At 66.8% G+C, this 15859-nt stretch carries 16 protein-coding genes and 1 tRNA gene; 7 read left to right on the forward strand and 10 right to left on the reverse strand.

Annotation, left to right across the window (positions count from 1 at the left end; translation table 11 throughout):
• Positions 1 to 17 precede the first annotated feature (17 nt).
• Entirely contained in the window at positions 18 to 425 is a 408-nt protein-coding gene (locus tag AC3ITW_RS19600) for a hypothetical protein (RefSeq protein ID WP_489389851.1), read from the reverse strand.
• A gap of 49 nt (positions 426 to 474) precedes the next feature.
• Complete coding sequence (locus AC3ITW_RS19605) at positions 475 to 894, reverse strand: H-NS histone family protein (protein WP_006395620.1); 420 nt, start codon at positions 892 to 894, stop codon at positions 475 to 477.
• Between the two features lie 116 nt (positions 895 to 1010).
• Between AC3ITW_RS19605 and AC3ITW_RS19610 the strand changes: the two genes are divergently transcribed.
• The gene (locus AC3ITW_RS19610; RefSeq protein ID WP_489389852.1) at positions 1011 to 1403 is read left to right on the forward strand and encodes a DoxX family protein; all 393 of its coding nucleotides are present in this window, start codon (positions 1011 to 1013) and stop codon (positions 1401 to 1403) included.
• A gap of 24 nt (positions 1404 to 1427) precedes the next feature.
• Here AC3ITW_RS19610 and AC3ITW_RS19615 read toward each other — a convergent pair whose 3' ends face one another.
• The 6 genes from AC3ITW_RS19615 to dtd all read right to left on the reverse strand — a co-directional run bounded on the left by AC3ITW_RS19615 (position 1428) and on the right by dtd (position 7156).
• On the reverse strand, positions 1428 to 2114 hold the full coding sequence (locus tag AC3ITW_RS19615; RefSeq protein ID WP_489389853.1) for a hypothetical protein: 687 nt from the start codon (positions 2112 to 2114) through the stop codon (positions 1428 to 1430).
• 60 nt (positions 2115 to 2174) lie between these two features.
• Positions 2175 to 2822 (reverse strand): hypothetical protein, encoded by a 648-nt coding sequence (locus tag AC3ITW_RS19620; RefSeq protein WP_489389854.1) that lies wholly within the window; start codon positions 2820 to 2822, stop codon positions 2175 to 2177.
• A gap of 88 nt (positions 2823 to 2910) precedes the next feature.
• Positions 2911 to 2986: transfer RNA gene (locus AC3ITW_RS19625), tRNA-Ile, on the reverse strand.
• 124 nt (positions 2987 to 3110) lie between these two features.
• Positions 3111 to 4511, reverse strand: coding sequence for a type II toxin-antitoxin system HipA family toxin YjjJ (gene yjjJ / locus AC3ITW_RS19630; protein ID WP_489389855.1), 1401 nt, complete (start codon positions 4509 to 4511; stop codon positions 3111 to 3113).
• Between the two features lie 257 nt (positions 4512 to 4768).
• Entirely contained in the window at positions 4769 to 6625 is a 1857-nt protein-coding gene (gene rpoD / locus AC3ITW_RS19635; protein WP_065724608.1) for an RNA polymerase sigma factor RpoD, read from the reverse strand.
• A gap of 90 nt (positions 6626 to 6715) precedes the next feature.
• Positions 6716 to 7156 carry a D-aminoacyl-tRNA deacylase gene (gene dtd, locus AC3ITW_RS19640; RefSeq protein WP_012512212.1) on the reverse strand — a complete coding sequence of 147 codons (441 nt, stop codon included), beginning with the start codon at positions 7154 to 7156 and terminating at the stop codon, positions 6716 to 6718.
• 61 nt (positions 7157 to 7217) lie between these two features.
• Here dtd and AC3ITW_RS19645 point away from each other — a divergent pair, with 61 nt between their 5' ends.
• The 4 genes from AC3ITW_RS19645 (at position 7218) to AC3ITW_RS19660 (ending at position 11458) form a co-directional block, all read left to right on the forward strand.
• Entirely contained in the window at positions 7218 to 8138 is a 921-nt protein-coding gene (locus AC3ITW_RS19645; protein WP_489389856.1) for a lauroyl acyltransferase, read from the forward strand.
• Between the two features lie 75 nt (positions 8139 to 8213).
• Positions 8214 to 9347 carry a GTP cyclohydrolase II RibA gene (ribA, locus tag AC3ITW_RS19650; protein ID WP_012512214.1) on the forward strand — a complete coding sequence of 378 codons (1134 nt, stop codon included), beginning with the start codon at positions 8214 to 8216 and terminating at the stop codon, positions 9345 to 9347.
• A gap of 27 nt (positions 9348 to 9374) precedes the next feature.
• Positions 9375 to 9923 carry a PH domain-containing protein gene (locus AC3ITW_RS19655; RefSeq protein WP_489389857.1) on the forward strand — a complete coding sequence of 183 codons (549 nt, stop codon included), beginning with the start codon at positions 9375 to 9377 and terminating at the stop codon, positions 9921 to 9923.
• Positions 9920 to 11458 carry a PH domain-containing protein gene (locus AC3ITW_RS19660; protein WP_489389858.1) on the forward strand — a complete coding sequence of 513 codons (1539 nt, stop codon included), beginning with the start codon at positions 9920 to 9922 and terminating at the stop codon, positions 11456 to 11458. The genes AC3ITW_RS19655 and AC3ITW_RS19660 overlap by 4 nt, the downstream gene beginning before the upstream one ends.
• A gap of 76 nt (positions 11459 to 11534) precedes the next feature.
• Here the strand turns inward: AC3ITW_RS19660 and AC3ITW_RS19665 are convergent, their stop codons facing one another.
• Positions 11535 to 12593 (reverse strand): CDP-glycerol glycerophosphotransferase family protein, encoded by a 1059-nt coding sequence (locus tag AC3ITW_RS19665; protein WP_032973195.1) that lies wholly within the window; start codon positions 12591 to 12593, stop codon positions 11535 to 11537.
• Here AC3ITW_RS19665 and AC3ITW_RS19670 point away from each other — a divergent pair.
• Both AC3ITW_RS19670 and AC3ITW_RS19675 read left to right on the forward strand, forming a co-directional pair.
• Positions 12592 to 13410 carry a glycosyltransferase family 2 protein gene (locus tag AC3ITW_RS19670; protein ID WP_489389859.1) on the forward strand — a complete coding sequence of 273 codons (819 nt, stop codon included), beginning with the start codon at positions 12592 to 12594 and terminating at the stop codon, positions 13408 to 13410. The genes AC3ITW_RS19665 and AC3ITW_RS19670 overlap by 2 nt on opposite strands.
• Positions 13411 to 13454: 44 nt before the next feature.
• Complete coding sequence (locus AC3ITW_RS19675; protein WP_012512219.1) at positions 13455 to 14576, forward strand: glycosyltransferase family 4 protein; 1122 nt, start codon at positions 13455 to 13457, stop codon at positions 14574 to 14576.
• Here AC3ITW_RS19675 and AC3ITW_RS19680 read toward each other — a convergent pair.
• On the reverse strand, positions 14549 to 15838 hold the full coding sequence (locus tag AC3ITW_RS19680) for an O-antigen ligase family protein (protein WP_006395824.1): 1290 nt from the start codon (positions 15836 to 15838) through the stop codon (positions 14549 to 14551). The genes AC3ITW_RS19675 and AC3ITW_RS19680 overlap by 28 nt on opposite strands.
• Between the last annotated feature and the right edge of the window lie 21 nt (positions 15839 to 15859).

Genomic DNA, 15859 nt, shown 5'->3' on the forward strand with positions numbered 1-15859 from the left:
ACGCCCGTGGGCAGCCCTCAGTGCAGACTGCGCCGGCATGCGGCCTGCACCAGCATCAGCTGCGCCACCAGGATCAGCATCGCGCAACCTGACAGCAGCCACGGGTCGATATACCACTGCGCGTTGAAGCTGAAATCTCCGGCGGAAATGCGCTTCCAGCCGTTGAAGTGCTGCATCGCCGCGACCACGAACGCGAAGCCCCCTGCGGTGTACGACAACCAGGGCACGATGAGACCGCCCGGTCGCGCGAACAGCATCAGCATGCCCAGCACGCCGATGACCGTGCGCTGCACGCGGCAGTACGGGCAGACATAGGCCATCCCAGTCCATTCCACCGCCCAGGCCAGCAGGCTGACCAGCACGGCCGCGCCTGCGGCTGTGTACAGGACTTTCGGCGTGATCGTCATGCCACCCTCGTGTGCCATCCCGTGCTCCTTGGTTGAAAGACCCGGGCAGGGTAGCAGTGCCGCAGCCTCATCCCTTCTTGATGACGGTCCGCTTGCCGATGGTGCTGGTCTTGCCAGCGGTCGGCCTGGCCAAGCCAGGAATCAGGAAATCGGTGGCCTTGTGGCCCATCGACACCTTGGACGCCAACCAGCGCGGCATGCGCCCGCGACCGGTCCAGGTCAGGCGCTTGTATTCCGGGTCGCGATACTTGGGCGCGACTTTGCCGGATTTACGGCGGGCGGATTTGCGGGCGGGCGCAGGTGTTTCCGAGGCTTCGCCACCGAAGAGTTCTTCGAGGGTGTAACCGGCTTCGGCCGCGGCGGCCTTCAACATCCGCCGTACCGCACTGGCCGGACGGCGGCTGGAAATCAGCTGTTTCCGCTGTTCAGCGGCAACCACCAAGGCGCCCAGCTCCCGAAGGCTGAGCGATTCAATATCAATCGTCATGGGAGAAAGGTCTCCTGCGGACGGCCAGCTGTCAAGGCGTTGCCCTTGGCGTAGACACGGGCTTCACTGCCGGTGGGCTCCGATCGCCTTCGCCGGCCATCTCCGAGGACACCGACGTGAGCCACTCATCCCATTCGCTCGCTTACCTGCTTGCACGCATCCTGCTGATGGCGCTGTTCCTCATCTCCGGCCTGGGCAAGCTCGGTGATCTCAGCGGCACCCAGGGCTACATGGAAGCGATGGGCGTGCCCGGCATCCTGCTCTGGCCCACCATCGCCTTCGAGATCGGCAGCGGACTGTGCATCCTGTTCGGCTTCCAGACCCGGCTGGTGTCGATCGTGCTGGTGGGTTTCAGCCTGGTCACCGCTTTCATCTTCCATCACAACTTCGCCGACCAGACCCAACAGATCATGTTCCTGAAGAACCTGGGGCTGGCCGGTGGCTTCCTGCTGCTGGCCTGCACCGGGGCCGGGCGGTACAGCATTGATGGCAAGGGGCGGCGCGGGTAAGCGCCGATCGGCGACCCGCACGTGCTAGCGCCGAAGTTCAGCCTCCGGCGCCAATGTGTGGATCACCTTGCCCTGCGCATCGAGGAACTCGATCGCGCCGTAGCCTTCCGCAGTGACAGTCAGCCGCAGTCGCGTGCGGTCTGCCTTGTCGTTCAAGGCAATGGCCGGCGTGCCGTCAGGCCCGACCACCAGACCGATGCGGGTCGGTGCTTGCACCCCAGGAATCAGCTTGTTGCCCAATGCAGGCTCACGGATCAGTTTCGGCGCCTGGTTGATCGAAAAACTCACCGCACCATCGGGTGATACCCGCCAGCCGATCGCATCCATCGCCGGATGGTCCAGCGCAAGCACCGCCATGCCGCCGTCGACATCGGCGGTGCCGAAGCCACCGCGTTCGCTGCCTTGGTCGTCGTACAGCACCATGCCGGCCACATTGAAGGCGCGCTTGTACTGCAGGCCATCGATGATCGGTGCCGGTGTCTTTCCGGACAGCGTCATGCGGATCACCCCCGTGTCATCGACGATATCGATGCGCCGTGCGGTGATGCGCTCGTGGTCCGGTGTTTGCACGCGCGTCTGTGGTGCCTTGTCGACGATCAGGCGCTGCAGGGTTTCAACGGAAGGGCGCTTGGGAGATTCGGAAGGCTCTGCAGCGGCAGGCAATGCAGCGACGGCGGTCAGGGCGACGAACATGCGGGCACTGGGTTTCATGCGGGCTCCTGAACGTGCGGATCGGTGGAAGCCGCATCATGCCACCCTTGCAGCGCCCTCTCATGAGGGAGGCGGAGTTTCCGGCAGCTGAAACCCCTGTGCCAGGGCGAATGCACGTGACGCGCGCCAGTACGCCTCAGGCGGCCTCTGCAGTTCGGGCCGGCTCCAGTAGTCATTGATGTGCAGCACGCTCATCACGTCGACCCATGCAGCGCGCGCATCGTGAACGCACATGCGCCAGCGATGATGCGGCGGAAAGTACGCGTAGTACTCAAGCGCCTGCCGCTGTGCCTGCTCTTCGTCAATCCCTGCCTGATGGATCAACGTCCACGCATGCATATGGCGCGCGTGCGCAAGCGCACCGAGATACTCATCCTCATCCAGCAAGGGAATCGGCTCGCCGCGCGCCAGGCACAGCGCGTCCGATTCGGTGTCGTACTCCAGCGACGGCTGCAACAGTTCCGGGTTCTGGTGCCAGTACCCTTCGCCCAGCACATGCAGCATCGCCCAATGCCAGGGCTCGTCGTGGAAGAGCAGTTCGTGCTCGTATTCGTGGCCGGCGGTCTGGTCGGGATAACGTTCGCGTGCCTGTTCGATTGCCAGCGCTTCGGGAATCTGGCCGTAGCGCACCAGGCACCAGGCGAACAGATGCCGGCTGTCTTCGATTTCAGTGGTGAAGTCTTCCACCGGGGCGCGGGTGTCGGGCATGTTCGATCCTTGCGTGTGGATCAGATGTTGCCTTGAAGGCAGTGCGCGCGGGGAAGAGGAGACCAGCAGCCGATCATGCACGCTGAATTGGTGGGCCCACCAGGATTCGAACCTGGAACCAAGGGATTATGAGTCCCCTGCTCTAACCGTTGAGCTATAGGCCCGGCGCAGCGTCACAGTGTAGTGGAGCCTGCGCTCAACCGGCTACCCGCCGGCGCCAAGACACACTGAAAAACCCTCAGCCATCGCTGCGCAACGCCACGCGCCTAGGCTTGCGCAACAGCTGGCTCACCCAAACCGCTCGCCCATCTCCCGCACCCGCTCGGCGTTCGCCCCCGCCAATGACCGCATTGCTGGCGACTGGATCCGCCCGTCAACAGCCACACACTGCCAGAATGCTTCAGCCACCGGTGCCGCCCAGCGCAGATGCTGCAGATCACCACTGCCCAGCGGCGCGACCGGCGACAGCGGCTCGTCCGCGCGCAACACGCCCAGCTTTGACGGCGCCAGCGACATCGGCAGCATGTCGTAGACCGGCGCCAATGGCAGCGGGCCGCGATCAATGAAGTGGAAGGCGATGTTGCCGTGGTGCATGTCGCTGTTGCCGATCAGCCGCCCGAACGCGTGGCGTCGGCCCATCGCCTGCACGGTGTCGGCCGTCAGCCAGCCTTGATCACGCAGTTCGGCGCCTGCAACCGGCCACGCTGGGGTGACCTCGCCGGTGAACGCTGACGATAGCGACAGCAGCGAGACCAGGCCTCGCCGCCCCAGCAGATCGGGCGTGCGGTCGAAGCGCTCGATTTCCAGGAAGGTGTGCGTGGGCGACTGCAGCAGTTCGCTGGACGCCGCGGCTTGTCCGGACTCGCGCAGGGCCTCAAGCGCCAGATGTTCGCAGACCAGCAGATCGCTCCAACGCTGGGCGGCGGCGCCTTCATCGGGTTGCGCGAACTTGACCAGGACCGAGCGGCGCCTGCCGTAGGCCTCTACGGTGGCGGTGAACTTGGGTTGCTCGCCACCCGGCGAGGAGCCCACGTCCTCTCCGTCCAGCGCAGCACGCGCACGCTCGCGATAATGTGCAAGACGATCGTCGGCCGCAACCCGATCGATCGGCACCTGCAACGTCTCCATCGCCGCCTCCACGGCGGCGGTACCGAGCAGCAGATCGCCCGCTTCAGTCCCGCCAGCGGTTACCAGGACCATCAACACATCGTCCGGTTGCCAGCTCTTGAGGTCCTTCGGCAGGCCGAGCGCCTGCGCACGGCCATGGGCGAAGCTGCGACCAAGAAAGCCCTGCGGTCGCAGGTCATCCAGGTACCACGGCAAGTCAGGAAAGAAGGCGGCAACGTCACCTTCGGGCGCGCGTCGCAGGTTCGGACAGTCAGGCCCGGCATCGACGTGGAAGCCGCCTCCTACCAGCGCAATTACCCGCCCCAGCTCCTCCAGCGTCGCATCTTCGCGCAGCCGGTACAGCGGCCATTCGCTGCCGACCCGGGTGGGCCGCCGCAGCGCATAGGCGGTTGCCCGGGTGCTGCCCATGCGCACCACCTGCGGGCCACTGGCGGCCACCAGCCGGCTGAGCGCCATCCGGTCCACCCCCAGACGCTCGGCCAGCGCCGCGGCAGGTAGCGGCTGGCCGGGGGCCAGCTGAGCGATCAGATCCGGTACCTGTGGGCGTTGAGCGCGTGGCATGTGCATTACGTAATACGAAATTTGTTACGTAATTAGCATCAAAAAAGCGGGACTGCAAGCGCGGCCGTGCACCTATGAGCTTGAAAATAATGGGCATATTCACGAAGAGCCAGCTTCGACGCGGGCCTTTGTTACATTATTTGTTACGTAATTATAAGTCTCAGCCAAGCAAAGGCTCGGCTTTACAGGGATGTGGTGGGCAAAGAAAAACCCCGCCGAAGCGGGGTTTCTCTCAAGGCTTCAACAGTCGCTGGAAATCAGTCGATATCCAGGAAGCTGCGCAGCTGCTCCGAGCGGCTCGGGTGACGCAGCTTGCGCAGGGCCTTCGCTTCGATCTGGCGGATGCGCTCGCGGGTCACGTCGAACTGCTTGCCGACTTCCTCGAGGGTGTGGTCGGTGTTCATGTCGATGCCGAAGCGCATGCGCAGCACCTTGGCTTCACGCGGGGTGAGGCCGGCCAGCACGTCGCGCACGGTTTCAGACAGATTGATGTTGGTGGTGTTCTCGATCGGGGACTCCACGTTGGTGTCCTCGATGAAGTCGCCCAGATGGGAATCCTCGTCGTCGCCGATCGGGGTTTCCATCGAGATCGGCTCCTTGGCGATCTTCATCACCTTGCGGATCTTGTCTTCCGGCATGTCCATTTCCTTGGCCAGCTCCTCCGGCGTAGCCTCGCGGCCGTACTGCTGGAGCATCTGGCGGGAAATGCGGTTCAACTTGTTGATCGTTTCGATCATGTGCACCGGGATACGGATGGTGCGCGCCTGATCGGCGATCGAACGGGTGATGGCCTGGCGGATCCACCAGGTCGCATACGTGGAGAACTTGTAGCCACGACGGTATTCGAACTTGTCCACCGCCTTCATCAGGCCGATGTTGCCTTCCTGGATCAGGTCGAGGAACTGCAGGCCGCGGTTGGTGTACTTCTTGGCGATCGAGATCACCAGGCGCAGGTTGGCCTCGACCATTTCCTTCTTGGCCTTGCGCGCCTTGGCTTCGCCGTAGGCCATGGCACGGCTGAGTTCCTTCAGATCGTCCAGGTCCAGCTGGGTCAGCTTCTCGATGTCGATCGTCGCCTGCTGTTCGGCGATGATCTGGTCCTTCACTTCGCGCAGGGCCGAAGACCACTTCTGCTTGCGCTTCAGTGCGTCTTCCACCCACTCCAGGTTGGTCTGGTTGCCTTCCCAGGAGCGGATGAAGTCCTTGCGCGGCATGCGTGCGGTGACGGTCGCCAGGTTCAGCACGCGGCGCTCATGGGCCTTGATGCCGGCCATGGTGTCGCGCAGCTGCTTGGTCAGCACGTCGGTCAGCGGCAGCGGCAGCTTCAGAGTGACGAACACCGCCGACATCTCCTCGCGGAGCTTCAGCAGGCTCTTCTTGTCGCCCTTGGCCACAGCCTTCTTGAACGCATTGAAGGCATCGCTCAGCGCCTGCATGCGCGCGGCGACTTCCTCCGGGTCCGGACCGGTCGGTGCGGCTTCTTCATCGCCGCCGTCGACATCATCGTCCTCTTCCTCTTCCTCGTCAGCGTCGGCGTCGTCACCGTCATCGGAGGCAGCGGGCGCGGCCGGGGCGGCCACTTCTTCAGCCAGGTCGTTGAAGCCGACGATCACTTCGGCCAGGCGCTTCTTGCCTTCCTTGTGGGCTTCGTAATCGTTCAACAGCGATTCGACCGACACCGGGAACTGGCCCAGTGCGGCCTGCACCTGCGAAAGGCCTTCCTCGATGCGCTTGGCGATGGCGATTTCGCCTTCGCGGGTCAGCAGCTCGACGGTGCCCATTTCGCGCATGTACATGCGCACCGGGTCGGTGGTACGGCCACCTTCGGTGTCGAGTGCGCTCAGCGCGGCGGCAGCTTCTTCGGCCGCGGTGTCATCGACTTCGCGGTTACCGGTGTTGCCGTCATTGAGAAGCAGGGTTTCCACATCCGGCGCAACTTCATGGACATCAATGCCCATGCCGTTGATCATGCCGATGATGTCTTCGATCTGTTCCGGGTCGACCATATCGTCCGGCAGATGGTCATTGACTTCGGCGTAGGTCAGGTAGCCCTGTTCCAGGCCCTTGCTGATCAGTTGCTTGATTTCGGATTGGGCAGGACGTTCGTTGGCCATGTAGTGCTCGCGCCACCGGCTAGGGAGAAATAGGGAACGTAGCATTATACCAGCCCGGGGCCCCGCCTGCCGGGCGGTGGTCCCGCAGGCTCAGGGCCTGAGAAGGAAGGTCACGGGACCGTCATTGACCAGGCTGACGACCATATGGGCACCAAATCGGCCCGTTTCCACCCCCGGCGCGTGATTTTCACGACAGATCTCGACAAATCGATTGAACCCCTGTTCAGCCTCTGCCGGCGGAGCGGCGCTGGTGAAACTCGGGCGCATGCCCGAACGGGTATCTGCGGCCAGGGTGAACTGACTGACCAGCAGCAGCCCGCCACCGGTGTCGCGCAATGATCTGTTCATCTTTCCGGCCTCGTCGGCGAACACCCGATAGCCCAGCAGGCGCTCGGCCATCCGCTGCAGCTGGGCCTCGGTATCGCCCGGCTCCATCCCCACCAGCGCCAGCAGGCCGGGGCCGATCTGCCCCACCACTTCATCATCCACATGGACGGCGGCCTGGCTGGCACGTTGGATCAGGACGAGCATCTGCGGGCTTCCAATGAACGGGCGGGCCACGATAGCAGCGCCCTTGGCTAAACTGGCACCGATGAATCCGCAACGCAAAGCCCGGCTGGTCTACCGCGCCACCACCCTGTTCGCCCGCCTGCCCTGGCCACTGCTGCGGGGATTCGCGCGCGCCCTGGCGTGGGCGTGGATCAATCTCAACGCCCGCGAGAGCCGCGTCACCCGGCGCAACCTGGAACTGGCCTATCCGGAACTGGACCGCACCGCGCGCGACCAGCTGCACCGCGAGCTGCTGCGCTCCACCGCCCTGCAGGCCATCGAGACCCTGCGCCTGTGGAGCCAGGAACCCGCCGACAACCTGCGCCTGCACCTGAAACAGCGCCATGGCGAGGCCCTGTACGACGCAGCGCTGGCCAGTGGCAAGGGCGTGATCGTGGCCGCGCCGCACTTCGGCAACTGGGAGCTGCTGAACCAGTGGCTGGCCTCGCGCGGGCAGATCGCCATCGTCTACAAGCCGCCGGAGGACGAGGCCAGCGACGCCTTCCTGCAGATCGTTCGCGGCGGCCAGAACGTGCAGCAGGTGCGCGCCGAAGGCCCGGCCGTGCGCCAGCTGTTCAAGGTACTCAAGGACGGCGGTGCCACCGGCATCCTGCCCGACCAGCAGCCCAAGGCCGGCGATGGCGTGTTCGTGCCGTTCTTCGGTGTGCAGGCACTGACCATGACCCTGGTCAACCGCCTGGCCGAGCGCACCGGGGCCACCGTGCTGTACGGCTGGTGCGAGCGGATCGGCCCGGACATGGAATTCGCCCTGCACATCGAGCCGACCGACCCGGCCGTGGCCGACCCGGACCCGCAGGTGGCCGCCACCGCGCTCAACGCCGGCATCGAGCGGATCGCCCGCCGGGACCCGGCGCAGTACCAGTGGACCTACAAGCGCTATACCCTGCGACCACCGGGCAGCGACGAGGAAGACCCGTATGCGACCGAAGAGCATCCGCACTGAAAGCAGCTCCCGCCGGCCTGCGACAGACCGCCGCAGCACGTTGAATACGACGCTGGCGCCCCCATAGAGACACCGATGTCTGCCTCCCCCGGTCCTGCCATGTCTGCTTCTTCCCTGTTCGGCGATCCGGCCGCGATCCGCTGCGAGCGCGCGGTGGCCGAACTGCGTGCCGGTCGCCCGGTCCTGCTCCACGATGGCCAGGGCCAGCGCCTGGCGGTAATCGCCTTGGACAGCGCCACGGCCAGCAGCTTCGCCGCCTTCGCCAGTGCCGCCCGCGAGCGGCATTACCTGTTCCTGACCGCCACCCGCGCCCGCGTGCTTGGCGTGGAGGCCCCGCAAGGTGCGCGCCTGCCGCTGGCCGGTGTTGCCTTCGACGCCCTGCCCTCGTTGGGCTACCTGCGCGAGCCGGGCCCGATGCCGGACGGCTGGAGCGCCGGTGACGCCTTCGATGCCGGCGCTGTTGAACTGGCCCGGCTTGGCCTGCTGCTGCCGGCGATGGTGGCGGTGCGCCTGGACGCCGATGACCGCACCTTCGATGGCGCGGCCGAAGTCGCGCTGTGCGACCTGGCTGAAGGCGCGGCGCATGCCGCCCACGATTACGAACTGGTGGCACGTTCACCGGTGCCGCTGCGCGACGTCGGCATGACCACCTTCGCGGTGTTCCGCGGCGGCGTGGCCCAGCGCGACCAGGTGGCGATCATCGTCGGCGAACCGGACCTGTCAGCCGTGGTCCCGGTGCGGGTGCATTCCTCTTGCCTGACCGGCGACCTGTTCGGTTCACTCAAGTGCGACTGCGGCGACCAGCTGCGGCGTGGCCTGCGCAAGCTGAAGGAACTGGGCGGCGGCGTGCTGCTGTACCTGGACCAGGAAGGCCGTGGCACCGGCATCGCCGCGAAGATGCGTGCTTACGGCTACCAGCACGACGGCCTGGACACCATCGACGCCGATGCACAGCTGGGCTTTGGTGCCGACGAACGCCGCTACGGCAGCGCGGTGGCAATGCTGCGGGGCCTGGGCATCGCGCGCGTGGCCCTGCTCAGCAACAACCCGACCAAGGCGCAGCGCCTGCGCAACGCCGGCATCGAGGTGCTGGACTGTATCCCGGTCACCGGCGAGATCACCGCCGAGAACGAACACTACCTGCGTACCAAGGCCGATCGTGCCGGCCACATGCTGGATGTCGACGCGCTGATCCAGGCTGCCCAGTAATACGGCCGACCTGCTACCGTCTGCGCGATGCGGCCGTCGCCGCCATCGCCTGCCCTGCTGCCTGACGGAGCCCGCGTGACCGAAGCCTCGATACCTGCACTGCTCACCTCTGACTGGCAGGCGCTGCCAGCACGCGCCGCGCGCCTGGCAGCACTGGAAGGCGCGTTCGGCGGCCTGTTCGTGCCAGGCCTTCCGCTCGCAGCGGCCTGGTGGTTCTTCGATCTGCCCGCCGGCCTGTGGGGCGCTGCGGCCGGGCTGCTGGTGGGCATCGTGTTCGGCGCCTGGCTCGGCCGCCGGCGCCTGACCCGCACCCGCTGGCGCCTGGATGCGCAGGGACTGGGCCTGCGCCGCGATCTGATGTGGCAGCTGGAAACGCGCATTCCCATTTCGCGCGTACAGCACCTGGACCTGCGCCGTGGTCCGCTGGAGCGCCGTGCCGGGTTGGCCACGCTGATCGTGCACACCGCCGGCACCCGCATGAGCGCGGTCACGGTGAGCGGCCTGGACGAGGCCGATGCCGAGCGCCTGCGCGACACCCTCTCGCACCAGCTCGACCAGGACGCCGACGCCCTGTGAGCCAGCCGCCCCCCCTGCCCGCGTCGCTGCCCAACGGTGGCGAGGATCATCGCCTGCACCCGTGGTCGTGGCTGTTCGTGCTGCTGATGCAGCTGCGCCACTACTTCCTGCCGCTGGTGGCGCTGCTGGTGTTCGGCCAGCGCGGTGACCGCGATCCGATGTGGGCCCAGCTCATTCCGCTGTCGGCGATTGCCGTGCTGGTGCTGGTGTCGGTGCTGCAGTACCTCAGCTACCGCTACCGCATCGGCAGCGATGCGATCACCGTGCGCAGCGGCCTGCTCGCGCGCAACCGGCGCGAGATTCCGTTCGCCCGCATTCACAACGTGGAAGTGCGGCAGAACCCGCTGCACCGCCTGTTCGGCGTGGCCGAGCTGCGCCTGGAATCGGCCGGCGGCGTGCGTCCGGAAGCGGAGATGCGGGTACTGAAGCTGGACCAGGCACTGGCCTTGGAACGGCTGGTGCGCCAACGCGGGCAGGCGCCACAGGCTGACGACATGGCCACATCAGGGCAGGTGGCCGACGCTGACAGCGAACACGTGTTGCTGCGCCTGTCGAGCTGGGACGTGGTGCGCATGGGGCTGCTCTCCAACCGCGGTTGGGCGCTGGCGATCGCCGCGTTCGGCGTGCTGTTCCAGACCGTGCCGCGGCCGGTGATGGACGACGCCCTCCAGCGCGGCGGCCGCGAGGCCTTCGGCTATGCCAGCCACCTGCACCCCGGCGTGGCCGGCGCCTTCCTGCTGCTGGCCGCGGCCTTGCTGCTGGGGTGGCTGGCACTGCGTGCGCTGTCGGTGGTGCTGACCCTGCTGCGCTACCACGGCTTCACCCTCAGTGAGCAGGAGCGCCGCCTGACCGTATCGGCCGGCCTGCTCAGCCGCACCCGCAGCAGCGTGGCGCGGCGCCGCATCCAGGCCTGGACACTGCGCGAAAGCACCCTGCATCGCTGGTTCGGCCTGCGCCAGCTGCGCATCGACAGCGCCGCTGGCGGGCCCTCGCGCGATGAGGACCGCGCCCTGCGCGAACTGGCGCCGCTGGCGTCCCGTACGCGTTGCGAGCAGCTGGTGCAGCACCTGCTGCCGCAGCTGCAGTGGCCGCCGCTGCAGTGGCAGGCCATTCCGCAGCGTGGCTGGTGGCGGTTGTGCCTGGGCGCGCTGCTGGTGGTGCCCCTGCTGGCCGTGGCCGGGTACTGGCGCTGGGGGCCCTGGGGCCTGGTAGTGCTGGCCTGGCTGCCGGTGGCACTGCTGGTCGCGCACCGGCAGATGGCGCGCATGGGCTGGTACCTGGACGATCATTACGTCGCGGTGCGCGGCGGCTGGTGGAAGCGCTGGTGGCGCTGGGCCGAACTGGACAAGGTGCAGGGCCTGCGCCTGCAGCGTTCGCCGCTGGACAAGCTGCTGGGCACCAGCAGCCTGCAACTGGACACCGCCGGTGCGCATGGCGACGTGGCGCTGACCCTGCACCACCTGCCGCGCGCGCAGGCGCAGCAGGTGATGGAGCAGTTGGCTGCGGCGCTGGCACGGCGCAAGCTGCGCTGGTAAGCACTACAGGTAGTGCCGGCCGCTGGCCGGCAACTGCAGACATTTCCCGGGTTGCCGGCCAGCGGCCGGCACTACCTCAACGCTGCGACGGGCCCCAATACCCCAGGTCCTTGCGGATCTGCAGATCGCGCAGCCAGGTGCCGAACGGCTTGCGCCGCAGCGCGCCCATTTCGCCGGACAGGAAATCCTCGGTAGCGGTGATCACCCGCTCGCTGGACAGGCCATCGCGATACGGGTGGATGGCATCGGCGTAGCGCACGATCTCCGCCTGCAGCGCGGCGTCCGGATGCAGCGCGCGCTGCAGCATTGCCGGCAGCTGCGCCGCATCGTCGAAGTCAATCATGTGCGGTTTGGGCACGCGGTTGCGGAAGGTCACCACCGGCTTGTGCTGGACGATGAACTCCGAAACGATCGACGAGGTATCCGACACCAGCACATCGGCAGCACGCTGCGCGGCCATCACCTGCTCAGGCTCGATGAAACGGGCATTGGCACCGGCCAGCGCGCGGTAGCGCTCGAACAGCTCCGGCGGGCACTTCGGGTGCAGGGTCAGCAGCCAGTAGCGCTCACCGGCGGCGATGTCGGCGGCAATGTGAGCATGCAGGTGCGGGGCCGCGCTGAGCCGCTCGGTGAAGGTCGAACCGAACAGGATCACCGGGCGCTCGCCCGCCGGCGCGCGCAGCGCAGCGCTCTCGCCGCCATCGTCGCGGAACAGCGGGTCCAGCTTCGGCCAACCGGTCTCTGCTACCGCGAAATGGCCCTGCAGGGCGGCGATCTCGCGGAACGGCGCGGTGGTGGCCGGGCCCTGGGTGCAGTACAGGTCAAACATGCCGCGCACCCGGAAGTGGCCGCGCGCACTGTCCCGCTTCTCCACATTGAACCCATGGAACAGCTGCACCTTGGCCCCCGAAAGGAAGGTCGGCACCCAGTTGGCGGCGCTGAATACCGCCCGCGGGCGCATCGCCAGGGCCTGCTTCAAGCCGACGTTCGGCACGCCCGGCAGGGCACCGCCCGCGGCGCCGCCTTCGAACCAGGCTGCCACCTCCTGCCCGGAGGCGTGCAAGGCCTGCGCCAACGGGGCGAGAATAGGCAGCGCATAACGCTCCGTCGCAAACAACAGGTACCCGGCCATCATGTCCTCCACGACCGCTCCCACCGAACGGCCTCGCATCTCGGCCTGCATTATCGCGTTCAACGAGGCCGGGCGCATCGGCGACTGCCTGGCCTCGCTGTCCTTCTGCGATGAGATCGTGGTGGTGGACTCGTATTCCAGCGACGCCACCGTGGCCATCGCCGAGGCCGCCGGCGCCCGCGTGCTGCAGCGCACGTTCGAGGGCTTCCGCAGCCAGAAGGCGTTCTGCGTCGAGCAGGCCAGCCACGACTGGGTGCTGTGCCTGGATGCCGACGAACGCATCAGCCCGGAACTGCGTGCGGCCATCGAACAGGCCCGTGACGGTGGCTTCAGCGGCCATACCGGCTATCGCTTCGCCCGCCTGTCGGAATACTTCGGCAGGTTCCTGCGCCATGGCAACGCCTACCCGGACCGGGTAATGCGCCTGTTCGACCGCCGCCAGGGCGGCTGGCGCGGCAAGCGCGAGATCCACGAGGCGGCCAGCGTCGACGGCAGCGTCGCTACCCTGCAGGGCGACCTGATCCACTACCCCTACCGCTCATTGCAGCAGCAGCTGGCCAAGACCGAGAAGTACGCGCGGATGATGGCCGAGCACGAATTCGCGCGCGGCAAGCGGGCCACCTTGAGCAAGCTGGTGCTGGCGCCGGCCTGGCGGTTCTGGCGCGGCTTCCTGTTCCGCGGCGGCTTCCGCGACGGCTGGCATGGCCTGGTCTACGCCTATGTTCGCGCCAATTACGTGCGACAGAAGACCATCATGCTGTGGATGCTGGGCAACGGTCAGGCGGTGGCCGACCCCGTGGTCCGTCCGGACCGGCCCTGAGCCGGCTGTGTCACACTGCCCGCGCGTTGCCTGAAGATTCCCCCATGAAAATCCTGTACACCAACTTCCACTATGGCGACGGTGGCGGCCACACCACGTACATCGTGTCGCTTGCGCGTGCCCTGCATGGCCAGCACACGCTCCACGTCGCCGCGCCCGCCGACAGCCGCCTGCTGCGTACCGTTGCCGAGGAAGGCATCGCCACCGCCGTGCCGATGGCCTTCGGCAGCGGCCTGCCAACCCTGCCGCAGCAGCTGGCCGAACAGCGCGCGCTGCGCCGGCGGGTCCGCGACGAAGGCATCGATCTGGTCCACGTCAACGGCGCGCGCGATCATCGCTTCGTGATGCAGGGCCTGCTCGGCATGCGTCGCCCGCCGATCGTGCTGACCAAGCACAACAGCAAGCCCACCAATACGCTGGGCAATGCCTTCCGTGCGCGCTGGGCCACCGACCGCGTGATCGCGGTGTCAGCCGACACCAAACGCCTGCTGGAACAGGGGCCGTACCGGCGCTGCCCGATCGACGTGGTCCGCAACGGTGTCGATCTGGAGCGCTACTCGCCGCTGCCCGCCGGAAGCGGCCACGCACTTCGCCAGCAATGGACGCGGGACCCGCTGGCGCTGGTGCTGGTCAGCAACGCCGGTACCGACGACTACAAAGGCTGGATCGACCTGGCTCAGGCCATCGTCCTGCTCCCCGACGCGGTCCGGCCCCATGTGCACATGGCGGTTGCCGGCCATCTGCCCAGCGCACAGCAGCGCGAACAGGTGCAGGCCCTGGGTGAGGTCGCCGCGCAGGTGCACTTCACCGGCCTGCTGGGTGATACCCGCGCGCTGATCGCCGCCGGTGATGCTGGCTTCGTGCTGTCCAACGACATCGAGACGATTTCCTTCGCCTGCCGCGAGATGATGGCCAGCGGCAAGCCGATGCTGGTCAGTGACTACGCCGGCCTGCCGGAGAACATCGAGCAGGGCGTGGACGGCTGGGTCGTACCCACCCGCGATGTCGCTGCGATCGCAGCGCAGGTGCAGGCAATGTACGAACAGCGGCACGCCCTGCCGACGATGGGCATGGCCGCGCGTCGCCATGCGCAGGCCGAATTCGGCCTGCAGACCTTCGCCGAGGCCACATTGGCCAGCTACGAGGCGGTGCTGGCGGCGTCCTGAGTTCCACTGCGCGGTTCGGACAGGGCCAGCAGCAGGGCCACCCAGGCGGCGTAGAACGAGGCGGTGCGCATGTCACGCAGCATCATCTCGGTGACGCCGAAGACGGCAAACGCCACGCAGATGCTCAGGCCCGCCGCAGCATGCAACCGCGATCGTTCATCACCACGCCACAGGCGTGGCAGGAACACCAGGGCGGGCGCCAGGTACACCAGCACCAGGCCCAGCCCACCCAGCACACCGTAGGTGGCCAGGAAGTACAGCAGGTCGTTGTGGGTCTCGCCGAAGTCACGCGCGACCATCGCCGAGACCTTGCCCTCGGCGGCCAGCCGCTCCAGCTCCCTGCGGAAACGATCGCCGCCACCGACACCGAACACGGGCTGCTCGCGGATCATGTAACCCGCCGCGGTCCACAGCTGCAGGCGGATGCAGACCGAGGTGTCGGCCAGATGGTCGGCACTGCAGTCGCCATACTCGTTGACACCGGCATCGATGCGATCACGCAGCGCGCCATCATGGGTGGCCATGACCCCCACGCCGGCCGCCAGCACCAGGCCCAGCAGGATCTTCATGCGGCCCAGCCGACGGCCCATCACCAGCAGCCCGATCAGCAGGAAGCAGGGAATCGCCAGCAGGCCGCCACGGGTCTGGGTCCACAGGAATGCGATCAGGCCGAGGATACCGGTAAGCAGCTTCAGCGTTGCCTCGATCCTGGTGAAACGGGTCACCGGCAGGCCCAGCGACAACAGGCTCAGCACACCGAACAGCAGGGTCAGATCGCCGTAGGTCACCGCGTTGAACTGCTGGGTCGCAGGCCGCACGCCGGTTTCCAGCGCCAGCCAGCCGATGATCGCCGCTGCCGACCACACCGCCGGCAAGGTTCCCAGCAAAGCGCGGGAGAGAATCGCGCGCGGCACCCGCAATGCAGCGAACAGGATCATCAGCATCGACAGCAGCCGCGCCGCCTTCTCCACTTCCGAGCCCTTCCAGATGCCGTGAACCGCCAGGCTGGTCAACACGCCGATCAACATCACCGCCATGCCCGCAGCCATCCAGCCATAACGCCTGGCTGAGCCGGGCAGCAGGGCCGGCGATGCCGAAGGCGTCAACAGCAGGATGATCGACAACAGGATCGCCAGGTAGAAGCCGGCGCTGCCGCCCTCCATGGTGATCATCAACAGCGTCGGCAACGCACCCAGCACCAAGGTGTAGGCGCCAGCCAGAAGGCCGGTGGTGCGGGTGTTGGGCGGGGAAAGCGGGATCACGTGATGCGGTCGGCGGGTCGG

The sequence above is a fragment of the Stenotrophomonas sp. KH_052 genome (assembly GCF_057838755.1).